Below are 18,122 nucleotides of genomic sequence, written 5' to 3'. Positions count from 1 at the left end.
CTGACCATCCACCGGGAGATCGACCTGGCCACTCACCGGGATTTCCGGTGACCACACCAGGAATTTTGATGGCCACCAGCCGGGAGAAATCTGGCCGCTCAACTGGAGAACGGCGTGTCCGCTAGCAGCAGCGCTTCTCCGCGCGAAAACGAAGGCCTCCGACCCGCTGATGAAGTTCGCCCAGTGGTGCGGTGTGTAATCCCACACCGGCCGCGATGCAGTCAAGGGCCCTGGTGTTGACAACCGGTCAACGTCAGGGCCCTTTGCATGCAGTCACGATGTAACGGAAAGCACCGCCACGAAAGCACTCCGTGAACAAGGCGGAACCCGCAGGCGTTGGCGCGCCGTACGGGTTCCTTGATCAGGAAGGTCCTCCTGACCCGTGCCCAAGACTAGAGACATTCGCGTCATCCACGTCCGCTGGGGAGCGGATGCTCCGCCATTGCCGCTCGGGTGCCGCTGGTGCGGACATCCGCCGTACGCCCACGATGCCTCCAGCCTCCCGCATCGCCGCCACCACCAATGGGAGCAGCCGACCCTCGCGCAGATGCGTCGTCGCCTGGACGCGCGGCGGCGAGCGGGCCTGTGTGCGTCCCTTCCGCCGGTGGCGGCCGTTCGTCCGCTGATCGCCGAGCCACCCGCCACCGCGCGGCGCGGCAGGCATGCACGGCCCGGCCCAGCGACCACCCAGTACGAGCGGCACTTCCTCGGCACGGCGGGGGGCGGTCGACGGGAGCCGTACCAACGGGGGTCCGACCCATCCAAGCATTTGAGTCCCGAACTGTACCGATCTGAGCCGTACCGGCGTGGAGCCGCAGCGTGAGCGGGCGGGAGCCGGGGCGGCACAGGGTCGGTGGGCCGCAGGTGCGGGTGGAGCCGCGGAAGTGGGATGCCGCCAAGCGCGCGGCGGCGGCGCTGGTCGACCAGATGGAGCCGGGGTGGTTCGTGTTCTACGGGGTCGGGAGTCGGCGGTTCGTCGCGATCGCGATCTGGCGGGCTCCGCAGCCGCTCAGGGTCGAGGCCGGCTCGGTCGAGGAACTGCGGGAGCTGATGCGGGAAGCCGAGCTGGGGGCGATGGCGGGGCTGGGGGGATCGTGGGCGTGGGTGGCATGAGCGGTTCCGATTCCGGTTCGGGCACGCACGCTTGCGAGCAGGCCGGGTGGCGTGATCCGTACGGATTGGGGCCGAACGCGCGGATCTCGGTGGGTGGCTACTTCCCGCGCGTCACCGGGCGGCCGGGGGAAGCGTCGGGCTCCCGCACGACGGGAGGTGACGGGGCGCTGCTGTACGCGGTCGCGTTCGTCCTGCCGTCCAGGACCGAGCACGCCGTGCCCTGGGCGTCGGCCGTTCCCGGAGCTGTGGCCACTGCGGCGTGCGCGGCTGACGTCAGGGTGGCCGACATTTCCGGGTCGCGGGTGATCTGGATGCCGGGCGTACGGATGTGCGGCGAGTGCGCCACCGTGGTCGTCGCCAGGAGGGAAGGACGGCCGTGACGCTCAGCGCGACGGAGGGTGAAGCCGGGCACGGGCCGCATGTGCTGGAGCCACAGCCGGACCACGTACGGATCCAGTGGCACACCGCGACGCACTCCGAGGACCGGCGCAGGGTACTGCGCTGGACCTGTGAGTGCAGGCCGGTGGTGTACTACCTGGTCACCGCCGGTGGGCAGGGGTACGTCGAACGGACGGGGCCCGGCCCGACGATGGTTCAGACGGCTCGGATGCGGCACGTGCAGGTGGCGGACCTGTGGGAGCTGATCCTGCTGGGACGTGCCCGGTGATGGCCCGGCGTCGGGACACGACCTGGCACGAGGCGTTCCTGCACTTGGTAGAGGGTGGCGTGACCTTCAAGGCCGCGGTCGGCAAGCTCGGGGTGAGCCCGGCGACGCTCAACAAGCACTTCCAGGCCGATCACGCGTTCCGCGCGAGGGCTAGACGGGGGCGTGCCCGCCGGCTGCATGGTCCGGCCCCCGACACCTCCTGGCACCCTCGGCTGCCGCCGCTCCTGGCGGCCGGGCTGTCCATCCACCAGGCGGCCAAACGGATCGGGAAAAGCCCTATAACGGTAAGAAATCACCTGAAGTGGTTTCCTGATCTGCGCACCGCCGTGAACAGCGCGGTCGGGGAAGGTGCCGGGGTCGAGTCGGCGTCTCGGGGCTGACCCGCCGCTCGACCGATTCCCCGCGACCGTACAGCGGACCCCCGGGTCGTCGTCACCGGACCGGCGACGGCCCGTTCGCGGCCCACCGGACGAGTACAGTTCGGTGGGCGGTCTGGGTTCCGGTGAGCGGGTCGATCCGGAAATCGCCGAACATGGTGGTCGTGTTCAACCGCGTGGCCGCCGCCCAGAGGGCGTCGCGGGAGGTGTTGCCGGTCACGCGAGCGCAGTGGACGGCGATGGCGGCCGTGGCCGCCGCCTGGACGGCCGGGTAGTCCGGCGGCACACCGGCCCGTTCGGTGTACGTGGCGACGAAGCCGGCTTCGTCAGGCCCGATTTCAGGCTTCGCGCCAATGCCAGGAAACCACTGTCCCACGCCGAAGATCCCCCGAGGATCGCCGACGACCTGACCGAACTCGCGCACTCCGGCGGCCACCGCACACAACCTGAAGGGCGGATTCGCCAGCGCGATCGCGTCCCCGGCCGTCTCCACGTCCTCCTCGAAGGAGCCCGCGCACATCAACGCCCAGGGCCGCCCGCCCGCCGGGGGCGGCAGCCGTCCGGGAGCGAGGCGAATGGCGGGAATGCCCAGAAGGCCGGCCATCGCTTCGGCCCCGGCGGCGACCTGCCGGCCGAAGCGGCCCTTCCCTTGTGCGATCCACAGGGGGACGCCGCACGCTTCGGAGGCCAGGTGGCGCAGAAACGGCTCCGCGTACCGACCGGCCGGAGTCGCCACGGAGACCACGTGGCCGGGGTGAGCGCCCTGGACATCGTCCCCGGCCCCACCGTGGTTCCAGACCAGCCGGTCCAGCCGGGCGGCCACATCACCCGCCCGGCGCATCAGTTGCGTCGAGTACGGACCCAGCAGAATGTCACACCGCTCCGCGAGGCGCAGCAGCCCGCCTTCCGTCACGTCGGGACGACTCTCATCGTCCTCGACCAGCAGTTCCACCGCCCGGTCCCCGGCCTGCCAGACCTCCAACCCCAGCCGGGCCTGCCTCCCAAAACGGGCATACGTCCCCGACAACGACAAGCAGACCCCTACGCGCAGACGCTCCCCTCTGACCGTCACGGCATCTTCACCACCCGCTCGAACTCATTCCCAGCCCTGGTGACGCTTTGAACGCCACGCTTCCTGCCGGCGGGCTGGGCCGAGTTCTGGCCGACCGGGGCGTCCCGTGCGCAGCGGCGTCGGCTCGAACGTACGCGGATCTGCGTACGGTGACGCCGCAGGTGAGCGGATGTCCCGCCGGAGCCGCGCGGCCAGACTCGGCGCATGCTCAGTGTCCTTGTACGTGCCTTTCGCGTGGCCGATCTTCGGAAGAAGATGCTCTTCACGCTGGCGGTGATGGTGCTGTTCCGGTTCGGGCAGGTGCTGCCCGCGCCCGGGGTGAACGTCGTCGCGGTGCGGGAGTGCCTGAGCGGCACGCGTGGCGGGCTCGTGGACCTGCTGCAGCTGTTCAGCGGCGGCGCGATGCTGAAGCTGTCGGTGTTCGCGCTCGGGATCATGCCGTACATCACCGCGAGCATCGTGGTCCAACTGCTCACCGTGATGATCCCGCGCCTGGAGGCGCTTAGGAAGGAGGGGCAGCAGGGCCAGGCGAAGATCACACAGTACACCAGGTACCTGACGGTGGCGCTGGCCGTGCTGAACGCCACCACGGTCGTGTCCCTGGCCCGCGCGGGCCGGATCTTCCCGAACTGCACCCGCCCGTTGCTGCACGACCAGGGCCCGCTCGCGGTCGTGGTGATCGTGGCGACGATGGTGGCGGGGACGTCCGTGGTCATGTGGCTGGGTGAGCTGATCACCGAACGGGGGATCGGGAACGGCATGTCCATCCTGATCTTCACGCAGGTGATCGCCGTGTTCCCCTCTTACGTGTCGAACATCTTCGCCGTCAGCCCGCTCGCGGTGGCGGTGATGCTGGTCGCGGGTGTCTTCCTGGTGGCCGCGGTGGTGTTCATGGAGCAGGCGCAGCGGCGGATCCCGGTGCAGTACGCCAAGAGGGTGGTCGGGCGCAGGATGTACGGCGGGACCTCGACGTACCTTCCCCTGAAGGTGAACCAGGCGGGGATCGTCCCCGTCATCTTCACCTCGTCCTTGCTCTTCCTGCCGCAGCTCGCGACGCAGTTGATGGGCGGCACAGGGCCGGTGGCGGAATGGCTGGCGCGCTACCTCGTCTCGGGCGACCACCCGGTCTACATAACGGCATATCTGCTGCTCATCGCGGTCTTCACCTACTTCTACGTGTCGATCACCTTCAACCCCGAGGAGGTGGCCGAGAACATGAAGCAGTACAGCGGGTTCGTGCCCGGCATCCGTCCCGGGCGGCCCACCGCGGACTACCTGCGGTACGTGCTGTCACGGCTCACCGCGCCGGGAGCGGCCTATCTCGGCACGCTGTCGCTTATCCCGATCATCGCGTTCGTGATCCTGCGTGATCCGTCGACGCAGCAGAACTTCCCGTTCGGCGGGACGACCATCCTCATCATGGTCGGGGTGGGCCTGGACACGGTCAAGCAGATCGAGGCGCAGGTGGAGCAGCGCACCTACAAGGGCTTCCTCAGGGGATCGTCAACCCGGATCTGACCGCGAAGACGACGAGCTGGGCGCGGTCGCGGGCGCGCAGCTTCACCATGGCCCGGCTGACGTGGGTGCGAACCGTGTCGGGGCTGATGACCAGCTCCTTGGCGATCTCGTCGTTCGACCGCCCGGTGGCGACCCAGGCGACCATCTCACGCTCCCTCGGGGTGAGGGTGTCGAGGCCCGCGACCGGGGCGACGTCGTGACGTCCGAACAGGCCGATGACCTTCCTCGTGATGGCGGGGGACAGCAGCGCCTCGCCCGAGGCGACGACCCTGATCGCGTGGGTGAGCTCCTCGGGGGCGCCGTCCTTGAGGACGAACCCGCTGGCCCCGGCCTGGAGGGCGGCGAAGACGTACTCGTCGATCGCGAACGTGGTGACGACGACGACCCGGGTGGTGTTGAGGGCGGGGTCGGCGGCGATGGCCCGCAGGGTTTCGATGCCGTCCATGCCGGACATACGGATGTCCAGCAGAAGGACGTCGGGGCGGACACCGCCCAGCAGCCGCAGAGCCTCGGCCCCGTCGGCCGCCTCGCCGGCGAACTCCAGGTCGGGCTCGCGGTCGATCAGCGCCCTGAGCCCCATGCGGACGACGGCCTGGTCGTCGGCGATCGCCACGCGAATCGGGCGCGGCGCAGGAGTCACGCGGTTTCCCGGGGAAAGCGCGCCACGACGCTGAAGCCGCCGCCCTCACGAGGCCCGGCGCTGAACGTGCCACCGGCTTCGACCACCCGGGTCCGCATTCCGGCAAGCCCTCGTCCCTCGGCCGGCCCGGAGGGTCCGCGCCCCCTGTCGGCGACCTCCAGGACGAACCCCCGCGGGCCGCCGGTGAGGCGCACCAGGGCTTCGGTCGGACCCGCGTGGCGCAGGACGTTGGTCAGCGACTCCCGCACGACGCGGTGGACCGTACCCGCGAGATGCGCGGGCACGCGCGGTTCCTCCGGTACGAGGACGACGGGCAGCCCCGCCGCGCGTACCCCGCCGACGAGCCGGGCGAGGTCGTGGTCCGGGGGCCTGGGGGCGATGTGGTCGAGCGCGGAGCGGAGCTGGTCGAGCGCCTGCGTGCTGGTCGAGCGGATCGCCTCCAGGGACGCGCGGACCTGCTCCGGGTTCTCGTCCAGCATGAGCAGGGCGACTCCGGCCTGCATGGCGATGACGGCGAGGCCGTGCCCGGCGGCGTCGTGTACCTCGGCCGCGATGCGGGCGCGTTCGGAGGCGATCGGATCACGCGCGCCGATCGGCCCCCGGGCCTCGGCGCCCCGGGCGACGCCCGTGCTCAAGGCGTGGTCGGACGTGCCGCGGGCCTGGGCGACATCGCTGAGGGGCCACGGGATGGCGAGCCACCCGGCCCACGCCAGCATGAGGACGACGGGCACGTCGCGCAGCCGTCCCAAGCGGCACAACGACGCCGCGGCCGCCACGAAGGAGCTGCGCGGGCGGCCGTCCGGAGGCGTGTGCTCGGTCACCATCCCCCATCAGAACAGGCGCGTCTGACCCCGATCCTAGCGAGTGCGCGACGGTCCCGTCCGGCTCGTTCACCCCGGTGCCGGGCCTCCGGCGAAGACGGCCGCCGCCGCGCGGGCCGGTCTTGACACCCCCAGCGCCGCCGGTCACGCTTGTTGCGGTAAGCGCACCAGGGCTCATGATGCGCAACGGAGGTGGGCGTATGGCAGGCCCCCGGGTCGTCGTCATCGGAGCGGGTGTGGTCGGCGCGGCGCTCGCCGAGGAGCTGTCGGCCCGAGGCTGGGACGACGTCACCGTGGTGGACCAGGGCGAGCTGCCCACGCCCGGGGGATCGTCCAGCCACGCTCCCGGCCTGGTCTTCCAGACGAACCCGTCCAAGACGATGACCGAGATGGCCCGCTACACCGTCGAGAAGCTCATGCGGCTCGACTGCTTCCTGCAGGTCGGCGGCCTGGAGGTGGCCACCACCCCCGAACGGCTCACCGAGCTGCACAGGCGGCACGGCTGGGCCACGGCCTGGGGCCTGGACGCGCGGCTGCTCACCACCGGGGAATGCGTCGAGCTCCACTCCCTGCTCGACCCGGACCGCGTCCTCGGCGGCTTCCACGTCCCCGCCGACGGCATCGCCCAGGCCGTACGCGCCGTCGAAGCGCAGCTCGCCATCGCCCGCGAGCGCGGCGTGCGCGTCCTGGACCGCCACGAGGTGCTGGACATCCGCACGAACGGAAGCCGCGTCACCGCCGTCGTCACCGACAAAGGGGACATCCCCGCCGACATCGTGGTCTGCTGCGCGGGCATCTGGGGGCCGAAGGTCGCGGCCATGGCCGGGATGCCCCTCCCGCTGACCCCGCTCGCCCACCAGCTCGCCTGGACCGGCCCCGTCCCCGCGTTGCGCGGCCAGACGGTGGAGGCGGTCCGGCCGATCCTGCGCCACCAGGACGCCGACCTGTACTACCGCGAGCGGTACGACCGGCTGGCCGTCGGCTACTACGGCCACCGCCCGATGCCCGTCCGGCCCGAGGACATCCTGCCCGTGGACGCGGCCGAGGTGATGCCGTCCGTCACGCCGTTCACGCCGGACGACTTCGCCGACGCGTGGAAGGAGACCCGGGCACTGCTCCCTCCGACCCGGGACGCCGAGATCGCGGAGGGCATCAACGGCCTGTTCTCCTTCACCACCGACAACATGCCGCTGCTCGGGCCGTCCCCGGAGGTCGAGGGCTTCTGGGTGGCCGAGGCCGTGTGGGTCACGCACTCGGCCGGAGTGGCGCGCGCGATGGCCGAGTGGCTGGTCGACGGGCACTGCACGTCCTTCGACCTGCACGAATGCGACGTCAACCGCTTCGAGCCGCACCAGCTCGCGCCCGAGTACGTGCTGACGCGCGACTGCCAGAACTTCGTCGAGGTCTACGACATCATCCACCCGCTCCAGCCGCCGGAGAACCTGCGCCCGCTACGCGTCAGCCCCTTCCACGTCCGGCAGCGCGAGCTGGACGCCCGCTTCCTGGAGGCGTCCGGCTGGGAGCGCCCGCAGTGGTACGGAACCAACGCCGGGCTCGCCGAGGGCCGGGAGATCCCCACGCCCGGCGAGTGGGCCGCGCGGTACTGGTCCCCGATCGTCGGCGCCGAGGCGCTGGCCTCGCGCGAGGGCGTCGCGCTGTACGACATGACGGCGCTGAAGCGGCTGGAGGTCTCCGGGCCCGGCAGCGAGGCGTTCCTCACCCGCGTGTCGACCGGCGACGTCGCCAAGCCGGTCGGCTCGGTGACGTACTGCCTGCTCCTGGACTCGGACGGCGGCATCCGCAGCGACGTCACCGTCGCCCGCCTCGGCCGCGAGCTGTTCCAGGTGGGGGCCAACGGCAACCTGGACCTCGACTGGCTGGACCGTCACCGCCCCCGCGACGGGTCGGTGACGATCAGGGACGTCACGCCCGGCACCTGCTGTATCGGCGTCTGGGGGCCGCGCGCCCGGGACGTCGTCGCGCCGCTCACGCAGGACGACTTCTCGGCCGAGGGGTTCCGCTACTTCCGCGCCAAGCGGGCGTACATCGGCACGGTGCCGGTCACCGCGCTGCGCCTGTCGTACATCGGCGAGCTGGGCTGGGAGCTCTACACCACGGCCGACATGGGCCTGAAGCTGTGGGACACGCTCTGGGAGGCCGGGCGGCCGTACGGGATCATCGCGGGCGGGCGCGGCGCGTTCACCAGCCTGCGCCTGGAGAAGGGGTACCGCGCGTTCGGCACCGACATGACCTACGAGCACGACCCGTTCGAGGCCGGGCTGGGCTTCGCCGTGAAGATGGACAAGGGAGACTTCCTGGGCAAGAGGGCCCTGGAGGAGCGGCGAGAGTCCGTCGGCCGCCGCCTCACCTGCCTGACGACCGACGACCCCACGGGCGTGGTGATGGGCAAGGAACCGGTCTTCGACGGCGACGCGTGCGTGGGGTACGTCACCAGCGCCGCGTACGGCTACACCATCGGCAAGGCCATCGCCTACGCCTGGCTGCCCGCGCGGCTGGCCGTCCCCGGGCAGACGGTTCATATCGGGTACTTCGACCGGCGCGTCCCCGCCGTCGTAGCCGAGGAACCGCTCTTCGACCCGGCCATGAAGCGGCTCCGCGCATGACCGGCTCACGGGTGACGGGCCCCCACGTGACCGGCCCCCATGTGACCGGCTCGCGCGCGACCTGGCGACCGCCGACGGGAGGATCATGAGCGATCGGCTCTGGAACAGCCCCGAGCCCGACGGCGCCTACGACGTCGTCATCGTCGGAGGCGGCGGCCACGGCATCGCCACCGCCTACTACCTGGCGAAGAACCACGGCATCACCAACGTGGCCGTCCTGGAGAAGGGCTGGCTCGCCGGCGGCAACATGGCCCGCAACACGACCATCATCAGGTCCAACTACCTGTGGGACGAGAGCGCGGGCATCTACGAGCACGCGCTGAAACTGTGGGAGGGGCTGGAGGACGAGCTGGGCTACGACCTGTTGTTCAGCCAGCGCGGCGTCCTCAACCTCGCCCACAGCCTCCAGGACGTGCGCGACGGCGTCCGCCGCGTCAACGCCAACCGGCTGAACGGCGTGGACGCCGAATGGCTCGACCCGGCGCAGGTAAAGGAGGTCTGCCCGATCGTCGAGACCAGCCCCGACGTCCGGTACCCGGTGCTCGGCGCCACCTACCAGCCGCGCGGCGGGATCGCCAAGCACGACTACGTCGCCTGGGGGTACGCCAGGGCCGCGTCCGCGCTCGGCGTCCACTTCGTCGAGCACTGCGAGGTCACCGGCCTGGAGGTCTCCGGCGGCCGGGTGCGGGCCGTCGAGACCACGCGCGGACGGATCGCCGCCGGCCGCGTCGCGCTGTCGGCCGCCGGGCACTCGTCCGTGGTGGCGGGCATGGCCGGCGTGCGGCTGCCCGTCCAGAGCCACACGCTTCAGGCGCTGGTCTCCGACCTGCTCGAACCCGTCCATCCCACCGTGGTCATGTCCAACGCGGTGCACGTCTACGTGAGCCAGGCGCACAAGGGCGAGCTGGTCATGGGCGCGGGCATCGACGCGGCGAATTCGTACCGGCGGCGCGGCGCCTTCCACATCATCGAGCGGCAGATGGCCGCCGCGCTCGAACTCTTCCCCTGCTTCGCGCGGGCGCACGTCCTGCGTACCTGGGGCGGGGTGGTCGACGTGTCCCCGGACGCCTCGCCGATCGTCGGGCTCACGCCGGTGGACGGGCTGTACGTCAACTGCGGGTGGGGGACGGGCGGGTTCAAGGCGACGCCGGGCGTCGGCTGGTGCTACGCGCACACGATCGCCACCGGGGAGCCGCACCCGCTGAACGCGCCGTTCACCCTCGACCGCTTCACGACCGGCGCGCTCGTGGACGAGCACGGCGCGGCGGCCGTCGCCCACTGACCCACGCCGCCGAGACCGCACATGACCAGCGGACCCCACCACCCAGCGCACCCCATCACCCAGCCGACCTGTACGACAGAGACGCCGACCGTACGCCAGCCCCGACCACGTCGAGCCGCCCCGATGGAGGAGCCGGACCCATGCTGCTGATCCCCTGTCCGTGGTGCGGGCCGCGCGACGAGGCCGAGTTCCACTACGGCGGCCAGGCGCACGTCGCCTACCCCGCCGACCCGGCCGCGCTCACCGACGAGGAGTGGGCGCGATACCTGTTCTTCCGCGACAACCCCATGGGCCCGTTCAGCGAACGCTGGAACCACACCTCGGGCTGCCGCCGCTGGTTCACCGTGACCAGGGACACCACGACCAACGCCATCACCCCGGAGACCTCACGATGACCGGCCACCGAGCACGGCGGGACCACGACGCGCGGTGCTCGACCGTCGACGCCGCGCGGCAGGACCCGCGATGACCAGGCGCGATCGCGAGGTGCTGTCGTTCACCTTCGACGGACGTCCGTACGAAGGACGCCAGGGGGACACGCTCGCCGCCGCGCTGCTGGCCAACGGCGTGCGCCGCGTGGCGACCAGCGTCACGCTCGGCCGCCCCCGAGGGATCTTCGGCGCCTGGACCGAGGACCCGACCGCCGTCGTCCAGATCGACCGCCCGTTCCCCGAGCCCATGGTGCAGGCGACCACGATCCCGCTCCACGACGGGCTGGCCGCCTCCAGCCTGGCGGGCCGCGGACGGCTGTCCCCCGACCCCGACCCCGCCCGGTACGACGCCACGCACGCGCACTGCGACGTTCTCGTGGTCGGAGCCGGCCCTGCGGGTCTGACGGCCGCGCTGAACGCGGCGCGCGCCGGGGCGCGGGTGATCCTCGCCGACGACCGTCCCGAGGTCGGCGGCAGCCTGCCGGACACCGGCGAGCCCGTCGAGGGCCGTCCCGGCGTCGAATGGGCGCGCGCGGCGGCCGGCTCGTACGTCGCGCTCCCGGACACGCGCCTGCTCACCCGGACCAGCGTGGTCGGCTACTACGACCACAACTACCTCGTGGCCGTCGAACGCCGGGGCGAGCGGGCCGTCACCCGCGAACGGGTCTGGCGGATCCGCGCCGGCCGCGTCGTCCTCGCCACCGGAGCCCACGAACGGCCGATTGCCTTCGCCGGCAACGACCTCCCCGGGGTCATGCTGGCGTCCGCCGCGCGGGCGTACGTCAACCGGTACGGGGTGGTGCCCGGACGCCGCGCGGCGGTGTTCACGACGGGCGGCGGCTCCGGTGACGCCGCCCATGACGCCGCCCGCGACCTCGCGGCGGCCGGCGTCGAGATCGCCGAGATCGTGGACGCCCGGCAGGGCGGGCTCGTCACGGGCGTGCGGGGCGATGGCGAGGTGCGCGCGGTGCTGATCGGGCGGCCGGGAGGCCCGGCGCGCGAGGTCGAGGCCGACCTGCTCCTCGTCTCCGGTGGCTGGAACCCGGTCGTCCACCTGTTCGCCCAGGCCGGGGGAGAGCTGCGGTACGACGACCGGATCGCCGCCTTCGTCCCGGGACGCCCACCCGAGGGCGGCCAGTCCGTCCAGGTGATCGGCGCCGCGCGCGGAGTGTTCACCACGGCCGGGTGCGTGGCCGAGGGCCTGGCCGCCACCTCCCCACCCGACCTCCCGTCCACTGTGACACGCTCCTCCAGGGAGTCGCGGGTGCCTGTGGACGCGTCCGCGCCCGGCGACGCCCCTGCGCGGGAGGATGCCGGACCTTCTGGCGAGGCAGGGGCACAGCCGCTCTGGCTGGTCCCGGCGGACGACTACACGACCCACTTCGTGGACCTCCAGCGGGACGTCACCGTCGCCGACCTCCAGGGGGCCACCTCCGCCGGGCTGCGGTCCGTCGAGCACGTCAAGCGCTACACCACCGCCGGCACGGCCCACGACCAGGGCAAGACCTCCGGCACGCTCACCAGCGCCGTCATCGCCCACCTGCTCGGCGTGGACGTGGGAGCCCTCGGCACCACGACCTTCCGCGCGCCCTACGTCCCGGTGTCCTTCGCCACGCTCGCCGGGCGCGACCGGGGCGCGCTGCACGACCCCGTACGCGTCACCGCGATGCACGACCGGCACGTCGAGCGGAACGCAGTGTTCGAGAACGTCGGGCAGTGGAAGCGGCCCCGGTACTACCCGCTCCCCGGCGAGGACATGGAGGCCGCCGTCCTGCGCGAGTGCCGCGCCGTACGCGAGGCCGCGGGCGTGCTGGACGCCTCCACGCTCGGCAAGATCGACGTCCGGGGCCCGGACGCCGCCGAGCTGCTCGACCGCCTCTACACCAACATGATCAGCACGCTGAAGGTCGGCGCCATCCGGTACGGCGTGATGTGCCGGGCCGACGGCATGGTCTTCGACGACGGCACCGTCATCCGCCTGGCCCCCGACCACTTCCTCGTCACCACCACGACGGGCAACGCGGCGGCCGTCCTCGACTGGATGGAGGAGTGGCTGCAGACGGAATGGCCTGACCTGCGGGCCCGCTGCACGTCCGTCACCGAGCAGTGGGCCACGGTCGCCCTCGCCGGGCCGGGCTCGCGCGCCGTCCTCGCCGCGCTCGCGCCCGCCCTCGCCGTGGACGCCGAGAGCTTCCCCTTCATGACCTGGCGGGACACCGAGGTCGCGGGCATCGAGGCCAGGGTCTGCCGGATCAGCTTCTCCGGCGAGCTGGCCTACGAGATCAACGTGAGCTGGTGGTACGGGCAGGCGCTGTGGGACGCCGTCCTCGCGACGGGCACGGTCACGCCGTACGGGACCGAGGCCATGCACGTGCTGCGCGCCGAGAAGGGGTACCCGATCATCGGCCAGGACACCGACGGGACCGTCACCCCCGCCGACCTCGGCATGGACTGGATCGTCTCCAAGAAGAAGCCCGACTTCGTCGGCAAACGCTCACACGCCCGCGCCGACACCGCCCGCCCCGACCGCAGGCGCCTCGTGGGCCTCCTGCCCGAGGACCCGGACGTCCTCCTCCCCGAAGGCGGCCAGGTGATATCCACCGGCCACCTCCCGCCGCCCCCCGTCCCGATGCTCGGCCACGTGACCTCCAGCTACCGCAGTGCCGCCCTTGGCCGCACCTTCGCCCTCGCCCTGGTGGCCGGCGGCGGAAACCGCCTGGGCGACCGCCTGTACGTCCCCGTGAACGACACCCTGATCCCGGTGACGGTCGCCCACCATGTGCTCTACGACCCCGAATCCACCCGCCGCGATGGCTGACCCTCACTCGCTCGGCCAGGCATTGTCCGAAGGGGGACACCGTGACGGCTGACCCGCACGCGAACCGGATCAGTCCACTCGCCGGCTTCGCGGGCGTGTCCGATGCGCGGCTGGACGTACGAGAGATCCCGTTCCTCCGCCAGACGAACGTACGCGCCGACCCCGCGAGGCTCCTGCCCGCATGGGCGGACCGCCTGCCGCTGGCCCCGGGAACGTGGCGACGTTCCGGCGAAACGGACATCCTGTATCTCGGCCCGGACGAGTGGCTCGCCATCGGCGACCTCACCCCGGTGCCCGCAGAACCCCGCGCGGATACGGCCCGTCGAGTTGGGCAGGACGACGTCATCCTGACGGACGTCTCCGCCCAGCGGACGATCGCGCGCGTCGCCGGCCCCGGCGCCCGGGACCTCCTGGCCCACGGCTGCGCCCTCGACCTGCACCCGAGCGTCTTCGGCCCGGGCCGCTGCGCCCAGACCATGCTGGCCCGCGCCCAGGTGATCCTCATGGCGCGCGAGCGGGACGAGTTCTGGATCCTGGTCCGCGCGTCCTTCGCCCGCTACCTGGCCGCCTGGATCGCGGACGCGGCCGTCGACTACTAGCCCGGCCAGGGCCGGGCCGCGCCGGGGCGATGGGTTTTCCACAGGGTGAGGACGTCGCGGGCGACGTCGTCCACAGGACGGCCGTCGTTGTGGACGACCGCGTCCTCCAGAGCCGCCTGGTCCACCGACCGCTGGAACTCCTCGACCTCCGCCAGGTGACCGTCGAGGGTCGTGCCCCGGTCGCGGACGCGGAGGCGCGCGCGTGCGGTGTCCGCCGACACGGTCAGCCGGACGACCGTCAGCGCTGCCCCCGGCAGGCCCCGCCGTACGGCGTCCAGGTGTGCGGGCTCCAGCAGAGCCCGGGCGAGCACCAGCCGCCGGACGCCCGCGGCCGCGTAGGTGGCCGCCACCGCGCGCAGGTTCGCCGTGAGCATCTCGTGCACCGCGGCGCCCGCACACCAGCAGAGCCAGTCGAGGTCCACGACGGCGTGCGGCGTGTCCCCGAGCAGTTCCCCCACCGCGATCGCGACCGTCGTCTTGCCCGACCCGAGCCCCCCGGTCAGGAGCAGAGCCTCGACCGCGCCTGCACCCGCCACCCCGTCATCCATCACGATCACTGCGGCCGGGAGGCGTCCAGCTCGGCGGACAGACGCTTGGGGGCGACGATTCTGTAGCTTTCCTCCACCCAGTCGCACAGCACGTCGAAGTCGGGCATGTCATCGGTGAAGGGTACGGTAACCCAGCCGGACCTGCCGAGCCCGTGGCTGGTCGGGGCCGCCCCCGGGACGCTGAGGGCGTGGCCGTTCGACTCGCGTAGCTTCACCGACAGCTTGGGACCCCACTTCTCCGTCGGCTCCTCCATACCGAGGAAGACGAAGATCTTCTTGTTGACCTTGACCACGCTCTCGCCCCAGGGGAACTCCTCGTGCGCCGCGGGGAATCCGAGGGCGAACTCGCGCAGACGCTCGCGCGTCTCCTGCCACTCGCTCATAGGGCTATTTTGGTCCGTCCTCGGCGGCGCGCTCCCTGCCTTCGGCGAAGAAGCCGTGAAGGTCGTGAAGCTCGCTCAAGGGACGAGCGGCCCCGAAAGGCGCGTTCCAGAACTCGCCCGCCCGCGGCTCCCACGGGCTGACATACGCGTACGGCACGCCGAGGTGGCCGTCGCCGAGCGAGACCCCGTAGGTGACCTCGTCCACGGTGACGGCCAGGTCGAAGTGCTCGGGCCAGAGCACCGGCGTGGCGTCGGGCGCGAGCCGGCGCAGCGCCTCGTCGCCCCGGGCCAGGCACCGCGCGAGGTGACCGGCGGCGGCGGGATCGACGCGCAGGACGTCGTCGGGGGAAGCCCCCGAGCCGTCGTGGTAAAGGTTCTCCGGCGCGCCGACGCCCGCCCCGGTCGCCGCGCCGAGCTCGGCCGGCGTCCGGCCGTCCAGCGGCGCCCGCACCTGGCCGCCCGCCACGAGCGCGTCCCCCTCGACCCGCAGCCCGGGCTCGGCGACCGTCCGGAAGCCGCCCGGTACGACGCCCAGCCGGATCGTCCCGCTCGTCCGGTACTGCGGCCCGGCCATGACCAGCTCCGCGACCGCGTGCAGCGACCGTCGCGTGGTGGCGAGCTCCTCCACGTCCGGCTCCTCAGCGTTCATGCGCCACGCTCTTCCCAAGTTCGTAGGCTTTGCTCCTCCGCCTCATTCATACAGCCTGAAGCGCGGCCGCCGACGCCGGACTCGTCCCGCGCGAGGCCCGGCCGTGGGGACGCGATGATGGACGGATGACCCGAATCCGCGCGAGGCAGCGATGAAGGTACGGGACGCCCGGACGGTGGCGGCCCGATGGGTGAGAGAGCACGCGGCCACGGCTCCGGACTTCGCCGGCGCGTTCCTGAGCGGCTCGTCCGTCTGGCTGCCCGAGGACGCCGAACTGCCCGCCGCCTCGGACGTGGACATCATGGTCGTCACCACGGCCCCGCGCCCCCCGGCGAAGCTCGGGAAGTTCACACGGGACGGCGTCCTGCTGGAGGTCACGTACCTGACCTGGGACGACGTCCCCTCGGCCGAGGCGGTCCTGGTGAACTACCACCTGGCGGGCTGTTTCCGCACGGACACCGTCCTCGCCGACCCCACCGGCCGCCTCACCGACCTGCACCTGCGGTGCGCCGCACGGTACGCCGAGCGCCCCTGGGTGCTTCGGCGCTGCGCCGCCGCCCGCGCGAGGATCGTCGAGGGGCTCGGCGTCCTCCGCGCGACCGACCCGTCCCACGACCAGGTGACCGCCTGGTTGTTCCCCACCGGCGTCACCACGCACGTCCTGCTGACGGCGGGCCTGCGCAACCCCACCGTCCGCCTGCGCTACCTCGCCGCGCGGACACTGCTGGAGCAGTACGGTCACGCGGGCTTCCACGAGGAGCTTCTGGCCCTGCTCGGATGCGCCGACATGACCCGCCGCCGCGCCGAGGAGCACCTGCGCACGATGACGGCCGCGTTCGACGCCGCCGCCCGGGTCGCCGCGACCCCGTTCTTCTTCTCCTCGGACATCAGCCCGGCGGCCCGCCCGATCGCGGTGGACGGCGGCCGGGCGCTGATCGACCGGGGCGACCACCGCGAGGCCGTCTTCTGGATCGCCGCCACGTACGCCCGCTGCCTGAAGATCCTCGCCTGCGACGCCCCGGAGGCGCGCGCCGCGTTCGTCCCCGGCTTCGCCGAGCTTCGCGCGGACCTTGGCGTCGCGTCGGCGGGCGACCTGGAAAGGCGCGCGAACGACGTCCACGCCTTCCTGCCGCGCCTCTGGGACGTCGCGGAGGCGATCATCGACGCGAACCCCGAGGTCAGAGCGGCTGCCGGGATCAGGTGACGGCTGGGCGTTCACGGTCACCGCCCCCGGCGGCACCGGCAACCGTTCAGTCCTTGGTGGTCGTCTTCGCGGCCCGTAGCCGCCTGCGGGTCCACCGGACGGCGCGCTGGGCCACCGGGCCCGCCAGGCTGATCTCCGAGGTGGCCTTCCGCAGCGACGCGGTGGCCGACTTCGACTCGGCGACCGCCTGCTTGAGCTCCGCCGACGTGCGCTTGAGCTCGGCGGTGAGCTTGCGCAGCGTCGCCGCGTCCACCGGCGGGTCGGCCGGCTTCTTCACCTCGTTGACGCGGAGCAGATCGCGGTCCCCGAGCGGGTCGACGGTGAACCAGAGGTCCGGCGTCTTCTCCAGCCACATCCGCATGCGCTCGCGCAGCGGCCCGGGGTCGCCCCACGTCGCGTACAGCTTCTGGGGGCTGATGGCGACGGGCTCCAGCCCGAGGTTCGCCACCGCCTCCCAGACCGCCATCGCGACGCCCGGGGTGTGCACGCTGCGGTAGTCGTCGAACACGACGACCCCGTCCGGCCGCAGCACCCTGCGCGACGCCAGGACGTCGTCCTTCACGTGCACATAGAGGTGGGACGCGTCCACGTGGACGAACCTGCACGAATTCGGCGCGACATGGTCGAGAATCACCGAGGTCGGCCCGTGCACGATCTTCGGAAGCTTCTCGTGGAACGTCAGGTAGTTCTGCTCGAACTTGTCCCGCGTCAACGAGGAGTACGAGCGGCTCGTCTCCGCATTGTTCGCCTCTTCCGGGGCGTCGGACTCGAAGAGATCGCAGACGGTCAGCGTCTCACCGGCGCGCAGATGGCTGCCGATCAGAATCGCGCTCTTACCGAGGTAGGTTCCGAGTTCGAGCAGGTTCCCCGGGGGTTCGCCGACGGCCTTCTCCGACAGGATCCAGCTGAAAAGCCGCTGGTCCGTCCCCCAGAACCAGCCGGGGATCCGGTCGAGAGCCTTAGGAGTCAGTGCTTCCCTAGCCGCCATTGGCGCATCCTAACAGGACAAACTCCTCAATCAACACTTATGCGTATTTTATTACCCAATATACCCGCTGGACACCTCCCGTTCGCGTGCCCGTCACCTTCGCCACACGGTTTCGTCCCGCGGCCGAGCCTCGCCGCCGCGCCGGCGGGTAATTCGCTACGTGGACGACGTAATGAATGAGCCATGGGCATTCCGTGCCTCAATCCCTATTCCGGCTCGGCGATCTTCGCCAACGTCGTCCATTTCGCCTTCGCGTACAGTGAGCCTATTTCAGCGGGCTTCCCGGAGTTGTAGGACGAGGATTGCTTTGACGATCTGACCTGCGCGAAGTGGGCAGCAGCGGAGCTTTCGCAGGATGCGCCAGGCCTTCAACTGGGCGTTCGCGCGT

The 18,122-nt window shown here is 71.6% G+C and carries 18 protein-coding genes and 1 pseudogene; 11 read left to right on the top strand and 8 right to left on the bottom strand.

What is annotated here, in order from left to right; genetic code table 11:
* Positions 1–819: 819 nt before the first annotated feature.
* The 4 genes from DQ384_RS39770 to DQ384_RS39755 are packed head-to-tail and all read left to right on the top strand — an operon-like array spanning position 820 to position 2,160.
* A complete protein-coding gene (locus DQ384_RS39770; protein ID WP_114034067.1) occupies positions 820–1,113 on the top strand; it encodes a hypothetical protein in 294 nt (97 codons plus the stop codon).
* Entirely contained in the window at positions 1,110–1,493 is a 384-nt protein-coding gene (locus DQ384_RS39765) for a hypothetical protein (protein ID WP_147269095.1), read from the top strand. The genes DQ384_RS39770 and DQ384_RS39765 overlap by 4 nt, the downstream gene beginning before the upstream one ends.
* Positions 1,490–1,780 (top strand): hypothetical protein, encoded by a 291-nt coding sequence (locus DQ384_RS39760; RefSeq protein ID WP_114034065.1) that lies wholly within the window; start codon positions 1,490–1,492, stop codon positions 1,778–1,780. Before DQ384_RS39765 ends, DQ384_RS39760 begins: the two co-directional genes overlap by 4 nt.
* Positions 1,780–2,160 (top strand): helix-turn-helix domain-containing protein, encoded by a 381-nt coding sequence (locus DQ384_RS39755; protein ID WP_147269094.1) that lies wholly within the window; start codon positions 1,780–1,782, stop codon positions 2,158–2,160. The genes DQ384_RS39760 and DQ384_RS39755 overlap by 1 nt, the downstream gene beginning before the upstream one ends.
* A 52-nt stretch (positions 2,161–2,212) precedes the next feature.
* Here the strand turns inward: DQ384_RS39755 and DQ384_RS39750 are convergent, their stop codons facing one another.
* The gene (locus DQ384_RS39750) at positions 2,213–3,229 is read right to left on the bottom strand and encodes an ABC transporter substrate-binding protein (protein WP_114034063.1); all 1,017 of its coding nucleotides are present in this window, start codon (positions 3,227–3,229) and stop codon (positions 2,213–2,215) included.
* A 204-nt stretch (positions 3,230–3,433) separates the two neighbouring features.
* Here DQ384_RS39750 and secY point away from each other — a divergent pair, with 204 nt between their 5' ends.
* Entirely contained in the window at positions 3,434–4,747 is a 1,314-nt protein-coding gene (gene secY, locus DQ384_RS39745; RefSeq protein WP_114034062.1) for a preprotein translocase subunit SecY, read from the top strand.
* Here the strand turns inward: secY and DQ384_RS39740 are convergent.
* Together DQ384_RS39740 and DQ384_RS39735 are read right to left on the bottom strand one after the other, a co-directional pair.
* Positions 4,722–5,387, bottom strand: coding sequence for a response regulator (locus DQ384_RS39740; RefSeq protein WP_114034061.1), 666 nt, complete (start codon positions 5,385–5,387; stop codon positions 4,722–4,724). The genes secY and DQ384_RS39740 overlap by 26 nt on opposite strands.
* Positions 5,384–6,208 (bottom strand): sensor histidine kinase, encoded by an 825-nt coding sequence (locus DQ384_RS39735; RefSeq protein WP_181871700.1) that lies wholly within the window; start codon positions 6,206–6,208, stop codon positions 5,384–5,386. The genes DQ384_RS39740 and DQ384_RS39735 overlap by 4 nt, the downstream gene beginning before the upstream one ends.
* A gap of 200 nt (positions 6,209–6,408) precedes the next feature.
* Here DQ384_RS39735 and DQ384_RS39730 point away from each other — a divergent pair, with 200 nt between their 5' ends.
* The 5 genes from DQ384_RS39730 (at position 6,409) to DQ384_RS39710 (ending at position 13,962) form a co-directional block, all read left to right on the top strand.
* Positions 6,409–8,832, top strand: a complete 2,424-nt coding sequence (locus DQ384_RS39730) for a GcvT family protein (protein WP_114034059.1) — start codon at positions 6,409–6,411, stop codon at positions 8,830–8,832.
* Between the two features lie 85 nt (positions 8,833–8,917).
* Complete coding sequence (locus tag DQ384_RS39725; RefSeq protein WP_114034058.1) at positions 8,918–10,114, top strand: sarcosine oxidase subunit beta family protein; 1,197 nt, start codon at positions 8,918–8,920, stop codon at positions 10,112–10,114.
* A 140-nt stretch (positions 10,115–10,254) separates the two neighbouring features.
* Complete coding sequence (locus DQ384_RS39720) at positions 10,255–10,509, top strand: sarcosine oxidase subunit delta (RefSeq protein ID WP_114034057.1); 255 nt, start codon at positions 10,255–10,257, stop codon at positions 10,507–10,509.
* A gap of 70 nt (positions 10,510–10,579) precedes the next feature.
* On the top strand, positions 10,580–13,363 hold the full coding sequence (locus DQ384_RS39715) for a 2Fe-2S iron-sulfur cluster-binding protein (protein ID WP_114034056.1): 2,784 nt from the start codon (positions 10,580–10,582) through the stop codon (positions 13,361–13,363).
* Positions 13,364–13,404: 41 nt separating this feature from the next.
* Positions 13,405–13,962 carry a sarcosine oxidase subunit gamma gene (locus DQ384_RS39710; RefSeq protein WP_114034055.1) on the top strand — a complete coding sequence of 186 codons (558 nt, stop codon included), beginning with the start codon at positions 13,405–13,407 and terminating at the stop codon, positions 13,960–13,962.
* On the opposite strand, the gene DQ384_RS39705 is transcribed toward DQ384_RS39710, so the two are convergent.
* The 3 genes from DQ384_RS39705 to DQ384_RS39695 are packed head-to-tail and all read right to left on the bottom strand — an operon-like array spanning position 13,959 to position 15,542.
* Complete coding sequence (locus tag DQ384_RS39705; RefSeq protein WP_147269093.1) at positions 13,959–14,510, bottom strand: hypothetical protein; 552 nt, start codon at positions 14,508–14,510, stop codon at positions 13,959–13,961. The genes DQ384_RS39710 and DQ384_RS39705 overlap by 4 nt on opposite strands.
* 5 nt (positions 14,511–14,515) lie before the next feature.
* Complete coding sequence (locus tag DQ384_RS39700) at positions 14,516–14,893, bottom strand: MmcQ/YjbR family DNA-binding protein (RefSeq protein WP_114034053.1); 378 nt, start codon at positions 14,891–14,893, stop codon at positions 14,516–14,518.
* Positions 14,894–14,897: 4 nt separating this feature from the next.
* Positions 14,898–15,542 (bottom strand): hypothetical protein, encoded by a 645-nt coding sequence (locus DQ384_RS39695; protein WP_114034052.1) that lies wholly within the window; start codon positions 15,540–15,542, stop codon positions 14,898–14,900.
* A gap of 190 nt (positions 15,543–15,732) precedes the next feature.
* Between DQ384_RS39695 and DQ384_RS39690 the strand changes: the two genes are divergently transcribed.
* The gene (locus DQ384_RS39690; protein WP_220183391.1) at positions 15,733–16,746 is read left to right on the top strand and encodes a hypothetical protein; all 1,014 of its coding nucleotides are present in this window, start codon (positions 15,733–15,735) and stop codon (positions 16,744–16,746) included.
* 46 nt (positions 16,747–16,792) lie between these two features.
* Here the strand turns inward: DQ384_RS39690 and DQ384_RS39685 are convergent, their stop codons facing one another.
* Together DQ384_RS39685 and DQ384_RS39680 are read right to left on the bottom strand one after the other, a co-directional pair.
* Positions 16,793–17,734, bottom strand: a complete 942-nt coding sequence (locus DQ384_RS39685; RefSeq protein WP_114034050.1) for a class I SAM-dependent methyltransferase — start codon at positions 17,732–17,734, stop codon at positions 16,793–16,795.
* 270 nt (positions 17,735–18,004) lie between these two features.
* A pseudogene (locus DQ384_RS39680) lies at positions 18,005–18,122 on the bottom strand (IS5/IS1182 family transposase); the annotation flags it as partial.

Source organism: Sphaerisporangium album (genome assembly GCF_003323745.1).
GTDB lineage: Bacteria > Actinomycetota > Actinomycetes > Streptosporangiales > Streptosporangiaceae > Sphaerisporangium > Sphaerisporangium album.
This window is presented reverse-complemented; position numbering and strand designations above follow the sequence as displayed.

Excerpts from the sequence above, each read along its gene's own strand:
- DQ384_RS39705 (WP_147269093.1), bottom strand. The coding sequence starts at position 14,510 with ATGGATGACGGGGTGGCGGGTGCAGGCGCGGTCGAGGCTCTGCTCCTG.
- DQ384_RS39715 (WP_114034056.1), top strand. The coding sequence starts at position 10,580 with ATGACCAGGCGCGATCGCGAGGTGCTGTCGTTCACCTTCGACGGACGT.
- DQ384_RS39725 (WP_114034058.1), top strand. The coding sequence starts at position 8,918 with ATGAGCGATCGGCTCTGGAACAGCCCCGAGCCCGACGGCGCCTACGAC.
- DQ384_RS39685 (WP_114034050.1), bottom strand. The coding sequence starts at position 17,734 with ATGGCGGCTAGGGAAGCACTGACTCCTAAGGCTCTCGACCGGATCCCC.
- DQ384_RS39730 (WP_114034059.1), top strand. The coding sequence starts at position 6,409 with ATGGCAGGCCCCCGGGTCGTCGTCATCGGAGCGGGTGTGGTCGGCGCG.
- DQ384_RS39720 (WP_114034057.1), top strand. The coding sequence starts at position 10,255 with ATGCTGCTGATCCCCTGTCCGTGGTGCGGGCCGCGCGACGAGGCCGAG.
- secY (WP_114034062.1), top strand. The coding sequence starts at position 3,434 with ATGCTCAGTGTCCTTGTACGTGCCTTTCGCGTGGCCGATCTTCGGAAG.
- DQ384_RS39700 (WP_114034053.1), bottom strand. The coding sequence starts at position 14,893 with ATGAGCGAGTGGCAGGAGACGCGCGAGCGTCTGCGCGAGTTCGCCCTC.
- DQ384_RS39695 (WP_114034052.1), bottom strand. The coding sequence starts at position 15,542 with ATGAACGCTGAGGAGCCGGACGTGGAGGAGCTCGCCACCACGCGACGG.
- DQ384_RS39765 (WP_147269095.1), top strand. The coding sequence starts at position 1,110 with ATGAGCGGTTCCGATTCCGGTTCGGGCACGCACGCTTGCGAGCAGGCC.
- DQ384_RS39755 (WP_147269094.1), top strand. The coding sequence starts at position 1,780 with ATGGCCCGGCGTCGGGACACGACCTGGCACGAGGCGTTCCTGCACTTG.